Annotated in this window: 9 protein-coding genes and 1 CRISPR repeat array; all 9 genes read right to left on the reverse strand. The window is 54.9% G+C overall.

From position 1 onward, the window contains the following. The first annotated feature begins 241 nt into the window (after positions 1-241). Positions 242-1369: a CRISPR direct-repeat array (repeat unit 37 nt; unit sequence GTTTCAATCCCTAAAAGGTATTTCTGATTATAGCAGG). Positions 1370-1620: 251 nt separating this feature from the next. After that, positions 1621-2442 (reverse strand): MBL fold metallo-hydrolase, encoded by an 822-nt coding sequence (locus LKE08_RS21870; RefSeq protein ID WP_324706385.1) that lies wholly within the window; start codon positions 2440-2442, stop codon positions 1621-1623. Between the two features lie 196 nt (positions 2443-2638). Then, positions 2639-3250 (reverse strand): aminodeoxychorismate/anthranilate synthase component II, encoded by a 612-nt coding sequence (locus tag LKE08_RS21875; RefSeq protein WP_324706386.1) that lies wholly within the window; start codon positions 3248-3250, stop codon positions 2639-2641. A gap of 12 nt (positions 3251-3262) precedes the next feature. Beyond that, positions 3263-3766, reverse strand: coding sequence for a diacylglycerol kinase family protein (locus tag LKE08_RS21880; protein ID WP_324706387.1), 504 nt, complete (start codon positions 3764-3766; stop codon positions 3263-3265). A gap of 155 nt (positions 3767-3921) precedes the next feature. Further along, positions 3922-4467, reverse strand: coding sequence for an rRNA maturation RNase YbeY (ybeY, locus tag LKE08_RS21885; protein WP_324706388.1), 546 nt, complete (start codon positions 4465-4467; stop codon positions 3922-3924). A gap of 10 nt (positions 4468-4477) precedes the next feature. After that, positions 4478-4669 carry a DUF3285 domain-containing protein gene (locus LKE08_RS21890; protein WP_324706389.1) on the reverse strand — a complete coding sequence of 64 codons (192 nt, stop codon included), beginning with the start codon at positions 4667-4669 and terminating at the stop codon, positions 4478-4480. Between the two features lie 163 nt (positions 4670-4832). Continuing rightward, the gene (locus LKE08_RS21895; RefSeq protein WP_324706390.1) at positions 4833-5189 is read right to left on the reverse strand and encodes an Hsp20 family protein; all 357 of its coding nucleotides are present in this window, start codon (positions 5187-5189) and stop codon (positions 4833-4835) included. A gap of 362 nt (positions 5190-5551) precedes the next feature. Continuing rightward, positions 5552-7489, reverse strand: coding sequence for a hypothetical protein (locus LKE08_RS21900; RefSeq protein ID WP_324706391.1), 1938 nt, complete (start codon positions 7487-7489; stop codon positions 5552-5554). Between the two features lie 71 nt (positions 7490-7560). Beyond that, entirely contained in the window at positions 7561-8679 is a 1119-nt protein-coding gene (locus LKE08_RS21905; protein WP_324706392.1) for a transposase, read from the reverse strand. A gap of 163 nt (positions 8680-8842) precedes the next feature. Continuing rightward, on the reverse strand, positions 8843-9769 hold a 927-nt coding region (locus LKE08_RS21910; protein WP_324706393.1), incomplete at its 5' end, for a group II intron maturase-specific domain-containing protein.

Here is a 9769-nt window from a genome sequence, read left to right on the forward strand (position 1 = left end):
GCGGCTTCAACCTATGCTGTGAAAGCCATCTAGAAATCCGCCGTAACCCACCGTTTAAGATGTGTCGGTCCAGTCGGCTGCGTTCCCACCCATCTATTATGGGTTAATTCGCCGAGTTTAATTCCCAACCGCTTGGGAATCAATTCCCAAGCTAATAGCCAAAATCATCTGAAGATGATTGGGTGATTTTTACGGTAAAAAAAACCAACCCGGTCTGAAAATCTACACCCGAAACGCCCCCGTTTCAATCCCTAAAAGGTATTTCTGATTATAGCAGGATGGGGAACCATTCGCTGCATCGTAGAACGATGGATGGGTTTCAATCCCTAAAAGGTATTTCTGATTATAGCAGGCCGCAATAGCAGGGACGAGTAGCGCATTAGGAATGTTTCAATCCCTAAAAGGTATTTCTGATTATAGCAGGCCGCCAAAGCAATTTTAGAAATCGCAAAATATGCGTTTCAATCCCTAAAAGGTATTTCTGATTATAGCAGGGAATATCAACATTTTTCATGAATTTGAAAAATTGGTTTCAATCCCTAAAAGGTATTTCTGATTATAGCAGGTTTTAAAATATCCCGAGCCAAAAATCAAACGAGAATAGTTTCAATCCCTAAAAGGTATTTCTGATTATAGCAGGGATACGCGCCGGAATTGAGAGCGAAAATGATATTGAGTTTCAATCCCTAAAAGGTATTTCTGATTATAGCAGGCAGGAAAATATCCCGGCGGGGATTGACCACCGCGAGTTTCAATCCCTAAAAGGTATTTCTGATTATAGCAGGGCGGCGAATGGCTGTTTCCAGCAAACTCGAGAACGGGGTTTCAATCCCTAAAAGGTATTTCTGATTATAGCAGGTGCATCCGAGGTGTTGGCGCTCAAGGAGTCCGATCCCGTTTCAATCCCTAAAAGGTATTTCTGATTATAGCAGGTTCCAGAGCCTGATGGGAAATTCTAACCAGATCCCAAGTTTCAATCCCTAAAAGGTATTTCTGATTATAGCAGGACCAGTGCGAAGCCGATGCAACAGCCTACCAGAATATGTTTCAATCCCTAAAAGGTATTTCTGATTATAGCAGGGGTAAGGCGGCTTATGCTTACCAGTGCGAAGCAGTTTCAATCCCTAAAAGGTATTTCTGATTATAGCAGGACGGCGGCGACAATGGCGGCGACAATGGTGGCGACGTTTCAATCCCTAAAAGGTATTTCTGATTATAGCAGGCCTTGCGGCCTTCTCTTAAGCAATATGAGGGGATGGTTTCAATCCCTAAAAGGTATTTCTGATTATAGCAGGATAATATAAACCAAAAAAGGGAAACGTTTCCCTTTTTGTTTCAATCCCTAAAAGGTATTTCTGATTATAGCAGGGGCCTCGCCAGGAGGTCAAGCCCAATGGGGAATGCAGGCGCCAGTTGCGCGACGATCGCCCGCAGGAGAACCGTTCTCATGCTCCGACCGGCCCAAAAACGCTGAAACCCCCGCTGCGTAAGGTGCGCGGGCATCTCCGAACTCAAAATCGCTGAAATCCCGTTCCAGTGGGAGATGAAAGCACTTTTCATATTTCTTTCATTTCTACAGCCACCCCGTCGCGCAGTTTGCCAGATGCGATCGCCACCCGATCAAGAATTCTCCGGCGGCGCGGAATTCCCCGCATTGGCCGGAGTATTGAAATTGTAGCTCATCACCCCGACTCTCAACCCGTCGTCCGGGAGACGATCGCGACTCAACGTCAAAGTATCACTGTTGATAGTCTCGATCGTGGCATTTGTCATCACATTCAGGAAATTCTCCACCGGAACCAGGTCGCAGGCTGTCAAATCCGCCGCCGGCGTCTGGTAGTGGGTGGGGATGACCATGCGGGGGTTGAGGGCCGCGATCGCAGCTTTCGCCTCCTCCGGCGTGTAGGATTTCGGGCCGCCGCCGACGGGCACCAGCATCAAATCCGGGCGCCCGATCAAAATCCGTTCTTCGATATCGATCGCCCCGGCCAGACCCCCCATGTGCAGGATCTTGATCCCCGCCTGGGTCCACAGCCAAGCCACGTTCGTCCCGAAGCGGCGCCCCCCTTCCCGGTCCTTAACCGTCCGAATGCCCTGAATCTGGGTGCCGTTAAATTGATAGACCCCCGGTTCGTATAATAGCGCCGGATTGTCCGGAAAGCCCTCGATGGAGCCCTCGTCGAGTAGCCGACTGCTGATCAGCACCAAATCCGTGTCCACCTTCGGGCTCCGGTATCCGGCCGTGCACCCGATCTGTCGAAACGGATTCAGCAGCACCCGCAGGCCGCCCCCGGTGAACAGAAAACTGGTGTGCCCCAGCCAACGCACCGTCAGGGTGTCCGCCGTCTGGGCCTGGGAGACTTGCCACCGCGCACCGAAACCCGAAGCGAGGGCGACGAGGGCGCTGGTTTGGGCCAAATGGATGAACTGTCGCCGTTTCATAGAAAACAATCAGACCGAAATATAGAAGGAGAAGAGATGCACCCGCAGGGGAGCGATCGCAGCGATCGCCGGTATGTTGAGAGTTCGCAGGGATCGGAGTTAGAGGCGATCGGAATTTCTCTCCCTACACCCTACACCCTACACCCTACACCCGTCGCCCTGAGCGAAGTCGAAGGGCTACACCCAAAGTTACAAGTCAGCGATCGCCCGCCACCGCCAGCCGGCAACCGTCGAGGAAATTCTTCAACAGGGATTTGCCCGCCCCGGTCAGGATGCTCTCCGGATGAAATTGTACACCCTGGATGTGGGGGTATTGTCGGTGCTGCACGCCCATGATCGTCCCGTCATCCACCCAGGCGGTCACTTCCAAGACCTGGGGGCAGGTTTGGCGATCGATGACCAAACTGTGGTAGCGGGTGGCGGTGAAGGGGTTGTCCAAGTCCCGAAACACGCCCTTTCCGGCGTGGCGGATTTCCGAAGTTTTGCCGTGCATCAGTTGCGGCGCGGAGATGATGTCGCCGCCGAAGGCCTGGCCGATGCTCTGGTGTCCCAGACACACCCCCAAAATCGGCAGGGTCGGCCCCAATTCCCGGATCAGGTCTAGGGAAATTCCGGCGTCGTCCGGACGGCCGGGGCCGGGGGAAATGACCAACCCGTCGGGCCGCAGTTGCCGGACCTGTTCGACGGAGATGCGATCGTTGCGGTACACCTCGATGCGGTCGGCGATCGCAATTTCGGCGCCCCACTCTCCCAAATACTGGACTAGGTTGTAGGTAAAGCTATCGTAATTGTCGATGACGACGATCAAAATTTAGACTCCTTAAATCCACTGTTGGATCTGGGCAGCCAGGGGGGGAAGGATCAGCACCCCGGCGACCAACAGCGCGGCCAGGGCCGAAATCAGCACCGCCGCCGCCGCGCAGTCCTTGGCGATGCGGGCCAGTTCGTGGTAGGACTTCCCGACGGTCAGATCGACGACGGATTCGATCGCCGTGTTCAGGAGTTCAAACGCCATCACCGCGCTGACGGTGAGTCCGATGACGGCCAGTTCCACGAAACTCAACTGTAGCGCAAACCCCAGGGTCACGGCTAGGGTTCCGATCGCCGTGTGGATGCGGAAATTGCGCTGGGTTTTAAATGCGTAAGTCACGCCGTTCCAAGCGTACTTGAAACTGACGAGGAGGTTATTCGCCACACTCCAAGATGATGTTCGGTTGGGGTTAACCTTCGGCTCTCCTCGGAAACCCTGAATGTAAGTGTAACTCTGAGATCGGGGCAGGGCCCGCACGGGGAGCGGTGAAACGGAGGGTTTTTTTGCGTTCATCGGCGACATCCTTACAATCGGCATTCTCGCAATGGTCGGTGCTTCCGATCGATGCTGGGTGCAATTTAGCACGATCGGGGCCGCGTTTTTTCGCGGAGTCATCGGAAGATGACTTGAGTTATCGGGTCGAGAACGAAGCAATTGTACCTAAATTTTTATCGATCCGAACCGAAATATTGCCCGCATTCCAGGTTAACAGCCTGTAGCAGGGCGGTCTGTCGATCCAACATTCGAGTCAAACTGCGATCGTCTGGATGATCCCACCCCAGCAAGTGGAGTAAACCGTGAGCCGCCAACCAAGCCAACTCGGTTTGGAGAGAGTGCCCCTGTTGCCGCGCCTGTCGGGCCGCCGTCTCGACCGAGATCAGGATGTCTCCGAGATAGCACGATGGGGATGAGAGCATCTCCGGGGATTGAGGATAACTCACCTCCAATGTAGCAAAGGCTAAAACATCTGTCGGCTTGTCTAAAGAGCGATATCGAGCGTTAAACCCCCGCATTTCGGTGTCTTCCGTGAGGCGGAGGCTAATTTCGTAGCCGTCGGCGGGGGGTAAATACGGATGCAGTTGTCCCAGCCACTCGGCGAACCAGAATTCCCAGGTTTCCGGCGCGATCGCCTCGAACCCCAGGCGCGGGGACGGGGGGGACTCCCCGTCTTCCCCCCGCCAAAAACAGTCTTGGACGTTCAGTTCGAGTTCCACGTCGGTCCTCTCATCGAGTCAAGTAGGCGACGCCGACGAGGAAACCCACCAAGCCGACGGTGGTGAGGGTAAAGTGAAACAGGGATTTGGAGCCCTTGCGGACCATATTCCGCATCGCCAGTTTGACGTAGCTGGGTTGGGGTTCCCCGGCGGGGACAGCGGGTTGAGTTTCGGGGGTTGGGGATGTCGGTTCGGAAGTCATCGTCAAATTTCGTAGATTTCCACAGCAACGGGGTCGGCTTTTGCCGACCCCCGATCAGTATAGTGGATTTTGGATAGCCGGGTGCGATCCGATCGCATCCCGACCCTCACTAACTATCTGGGGTAACAAGATTCGGGTGAGATGAATTGACAATTAATAATTCTCAATTCTCAATTCTCAATTTCCCCAAAACGACTGTCAAGATCCCGTTGCTGTAGTCCACCTCGGCGCGATCGCGATCGACGGGTTCGGGCAGGGCGACCACCTGGCGGAAGGGGACGGCGGAATCTTTGAGGACTCCGGAAACGATCGCCGCATTTTCCGTGATTTTGATGTCCAAATCGTCCCGGCAGAAACCGGGGAGGGTCGCCTTTAGTACCAGGGTTTTCGGCGTTTCATTGAGGGCGATCGCGGGTTTAAAATGGATGCCGCTTCCCTCTTGGCTTTCCCGATAAACCTGCTCGATTTGACGGCCGATCTTGTCGGCATTTTTAAAGGTTTTTCCGAAATCTAAAACCATGATTTTTTTCTCCTAAATAAACTTGAAAACGGGGATGGAAAAATGACATTGGAAACGTCGGTTTCCAATTGGGACATCAAATTGATCGATTTTTTTCGAGATGCGATGACGGTGAGTTTGGAACGCTAAAAAATCCGATCGCGGCGGACACCTGCCAATTGGTCAAGCATCCGACTCCGGATATTTTGACCCGAATCCTTCGGGGTCGAAATCAATGGGAATTCGATCGGTGGGGGGAAAATTCCCCCGCACCCTCAAATCGTCCGAGCATTTTTTCCAAAGCTTTCAACCGGACGAAATGGGGGGGTGTTCTGCAAAGTGCCGATTTCACGAATCGCCCGCACCCGTCAGATTCGGTCTGATTATGACGGGGGTTCGTCGAGCGGAAGCGTCGGTGAGGCCGGAGGACTCACGGTCTTTTCGACGATCGCTTTATGGCTTTCCCGTTGAGTTTGCATTTCAACGGCGATCGCCTCCACCTGCACCTCTAGACTACCATAGGGAATTTCGAGCTGACAGGTCGTTTCGATGCGATCGAAGCCGTTGGGGGAAAACTCGGTGATCCAGCGCGGCCCGTCTACGATGTTTCGAGACTGGCGATCGTACACCCATATTTTGACATAAATTCGCGGCAGGCCGTCCGGAAGTTGCACCCGGACCGGCAGGGGCCGTCCGGCCACCGGCTCCTCGGGCACCTCCAACAGGGGGGCCGGGACTTCCCGATCTTCGGGGAGGACGTGGGGGGCCCGGATGCGATCGTCCGCCCGCCCCCGGGCCGCGAAACCCGCCGGTTCCTCGAAGTCGTCATCGACGACGATCTCTTCCGCTTCCAATTCGGCGATCAGGGGGCGCAGCTCGTCGGGCACGGGGGGCCGCTCCGGTGCGGCGTCGGGTTCCGGAGGTTCCCCCGCCCCCGGGAAGGGCGTTTCGGGCGGGGTTGGAGAGGTGGCCCGTTTCATCCACTGGGAGAGGTCCCGATCCTTCGCCAGGGAACTGAGGCGGGACCAAAATCGCTCCTCCAAATTCAGGCCGCGGAACGAGCGATCGACCGGGGAAATGATCGCGATCGCCGATTCCGGGGGGGGTTCGGGCAGGGGGGAAAAGGTGTCGATCTCCTCGTCCTCCGCGAACGCCGGCCCTTGAGCCTCCCCGTCCGCCTCCCCGTCCCCCAATTCTTCCGGGGGCGTCGGGTCTGTCTCGGCCGCGGGTTCCGCCGCCTCCCCCGGGAGGGGACGGCCGAAGGTGGGCAGTTCCGGGACCGGTGTCTTTTCCGCCGTATCCCGTTCCCGAGCGGGGGGGTTCAGGGTCGGAGACGGGTGCAACGGCGGCCGCTCCCCGTCCGCCCCTTCCCGGGGCAGTTGCAGGTGGCGAGGCGATGCCATCAGGGACTCCACCGCCAGGGGTCCAGCTTGGTAGTCGTCCTCCCCGAAATCGTCCGCGATCGCCTCCAACAACTGTTCGACGGGCATGGCGACGGTGAAGGTCTGGCTCACCTCGGGCACCGTGTCGCTCGAAAAAATAATTTCCCCCAAAACGAGGCGGGTCTGGCATTCAAAGGGGACGTAAATGGCCGCAGAAAAGGAAACCGGCAAAATCGACTGGGGGACCGGTTGGCGGCTCTCGCAGAGCAGGTCCGAGGTTTGGGGATCTCGCAGGCAAATCCGCAATTCGGGTTCGGAGACGAGAAGCTGGGGGGGAGGGGAGGTGGTTTCCCCCCTCTCGGCGGGGCGATCGCCGACGCAAACTTGGCCGGAGAGCAAAAACGCCTTCCCCAATTCCGCCAGATAGGAATCCCGGTCGAGAACCAGTTTCACTCGGACCTCAGCCCGGTCGAGTTCCGGTCCGGGGGGGGATTCTTCCTCCGCCGCGGGTGACGGCTCTCGGACCGTTTCCGCCGACTCCTCCGCCGCCATTTCCGGAGACGGCTCCAACTCCTCCCCCCCATCGACGTCGCCCGCGAGGACCCGCAGTTGCCGCGTCGCCCGCCAGGTCTGGCCCAACAACCCCTCCTGCAAGTCCGGCGAACAAGAAAATTCCCAAATTCCCGGCAACAGATGCGTGTAGGGGATCACGACCATCAGACCCTCGGCGTTGACATCGCCGCGCCGGGTCTGGACTCGCCGCACCGGGGGCACTTCATCCAAGGCGTGGTAGACAATCCGAATTTCGATCTCCTGCTCCCCGAGGGAGGAACGGCTGACGATACGATACCGCCCCTCCAAAATTTCGACGTCGGGAGATTCCAGGGGCAACCAAGTATTATCTCCTTCCCGCTGCAGCAGAAATTCTAGACTGTCCATCCCGCACCTTCTCCCAACATCCTCGATACCAACGTAAGCTCACCCCCGACTGAAGTACGGGGGCTTTCGCCCTAAGCCGCCGCTGCGCTAGGCAACGAACAACTCAGGCGTTCAGGGCTGCTTACCGAGTCCCCGAGAATCGAAATCATCAGAGAACCATTCAGATCCGCGTCGCCATGCCATCCACAGTTTGTACAATTAAACCGCTTACTGGCCCTGATGCCAATATGCAGGCATTGGTGGCATGTTTGGCTGGTATATGCAGGCGGGACAATCATGAGCGATACGCCAGCGGCCAAAGCCTTGTAGCTGATGAACTGACGAAGCTGATAGAACGCCCAACTATTGGAACGTCTACGCTCTGTCTGAGTGCGTCGCTGTTTATTGGTGCGCTGCCGAATGCCGGTCAAGTCTTCAATAGCAATGGCGCTACCAGTGGCGACGGCTCTCTTTACGATGGTCTTGCTAATATTGTGGCTCACCCAAGCCTGAAAGCGTCGCTCTCTACCCGAGAGCCGTTTCAAGGCGCGTTTAGCGCCCTTTGTGCCTTTTCGTTGAAGCGATGCGCGTACTCGGGAGAACCTGTCTCTCACGTCACGGATCTGTTTCCCGTCCCATTTATCACCTTCCGAAGTAACTGCAATGTCAGTGCGGCCAAAGTCAACGCCAATTACCGTGCTATGTTTGCGTGGCTCAGGCGGCTCGCTCTTGACCTGAATGTGGATGTAGTAGCACCCGTCTCTATGCTGGCAAAGCTGTGCAGACGTGGGCTTGCTGCCCTTCAGCTTGCCGCGCTGGTAGTTGCCGACAGAGACGGGCATCCGTTCTCTACCTTCAATGGTCGTCAGGCTGACCGTCCAATCCTTTTCCCTGAAAGAAAAGATTCTGGCGTCGTAGTCAGCACTGGTGGAGGCAAAGCTGTTAATCGGCTTGCTTTTCTGCTTCGCTGTTTTTCGGTTAGCGCTCACCCTGGCACACGCCCGAACAGCAAGGTTTGCCGAGAGCCCAAATTGGGCTCGAACGTCGTGGTAAACCTGGGCCTGAATCGTTGTCTTGCTGGTCGTCTTTGGGTTGACTTCCTGATGGATATAAATGCAAGCATCCGCAAACGCCTTAAGCGTGCCGTCAATCTTAGCGGCTTGCTCTGGCGTCGGTTGAAGCTTGCAAACTATCGTCAGGAGTTGATTCATGCGCCGTAAAATGTCACCCGTGAATATTCTAGTTCAAGAAGCGGAATACGGCAGCTAAAGCTGCGCGTTGATTTTTCCTCCCCGCTCTAAAGAGACGATTAGGGGTCGAGAGAGATGTCGCCATCTCCCCCTCCCATTCAGAACCGTGCATGAGACTTTCACCTCACACGGCTCCTAGTTCAGCCGTTTCGTTGTCATGAATACGGCTCTTGCTTTGACTACCATCTATAGCAGTCTTGGCATCGTGACAGTGGCGGTGCAACAGTTGGAGGTTCTTGTAATCATCCTTTCCGCCAAGGCATTTAGGAATGATATGGTCGGTCTCCACTTGGTCTTCAATAGTGAAGTGCTGCCCGCACCATTTGCATTTGCCTTTCTGGTATTTCAGCAGTTTGGCTTCTCGGTTCGAGATTTCTGGTGATTTCCCTCTCCTTGTCGCCCAGTAGACCCAATTTCCGTCATACGTCGATGCGTTCGGTTTTACCAACGTGTGGTAGACAATGGGAGTCCAATTATGCTGTTGGAGTCGTAGACCATCCTTAGTTTGGAAAATCCACTTCTCATTCCTTTCTTTCCCATTACTCAGTATCACTTTTCCGGTTCGGAAGTATTTCCTGAGCGTTTTGTATTTGGCATTTCTGCATCGTGACACTACCCATGCCCGCAGTTGTTGCCAGAGTATGTTATCTAGCTTGTTGAAAATCTCCGAGGAGACTACCCCTGAGTAATATCTTGACCATCCTGTGATGATGGGATTGAGTTCTTTAATCAGGGCGGCTTGAGGTGCAGTTTTATATTTCTTAATCACCTCTTTAACCTTTTCAATGTGGGCTTTGATTGCCTTTTTGCTTGGTTTTATGTGGGTTACGAAGCCAAGGAGTTTGCTGACATTTCCTCCACTTTTCCCAGAGACATGTTTTCCAGCAGGATATTGCCTAATGTTGAACCCCAGGAAATCGAATCCCGGTTGGACTTTTTCACCATTTGCCTCGATTTCTCTCAGTGTATGGCAGATTCTTGTCTTTTCCGGTTTAAGCTGGAGACCAATAGGTTTTAACCATTCGGAAATAGCAATCTTGCACTGTTCAAT

It is taken from the genome of Lyngbya sp. CCY1209 (assembly GCF_035615495.1).
Lineage (GTDB): Bacteria > Cyanobacteriota > Cyanobacteriia > Cyanobacteriales > Microcoleaceae > Limnospira.

Bases quoted from the DNA above. Each gene is read 5' to 3' on its own strand.
- LKE08_RS21905 (WP_324706392.1), bottom strand. From the start codon at position 8,679: ATGAATCAACTCCTGACGATAGTTTGCAAGCTTCAACCGACGCCAGAG.
- LKE08_RS21895 (WP_324706390.1), bottom strand. From the start codon at position 5,189: ATGGTTTTAGATTTCGGAAAAACCTTTAAAAATGCCGACAAGATCGGC.
- LKE08_RS21880 (WP_324706387.1), bottom strand. From the start codon at position 3,766: ATGAACGCAAAAAAACCCTCCGTTTCACCGCTCCCCGTGCGGGCCCTG.
- LKE08_RS21870 (WP_324706385.1), bottom strand. From the start codon at position 2,442: ATGAAACGGCGACAGTTCATCCATTTGGCCCAAACCAGCGCCCTCGTC.
- LKE08_RS21900 (WP_324706391.1), bottom strand. From the start codon at position 7,489: ATGGACAGTCTAGAATTTCTGCTGCAGCGGGAAGGAGATAATACTTGG.
- LKE08_RS21890 (WP_324706389.1), bottom strand. From the start codon at position 4,669: ATGACTTCCGAACCGACATCCCCAACCCCCGAAACTCAACCCGCTGTC.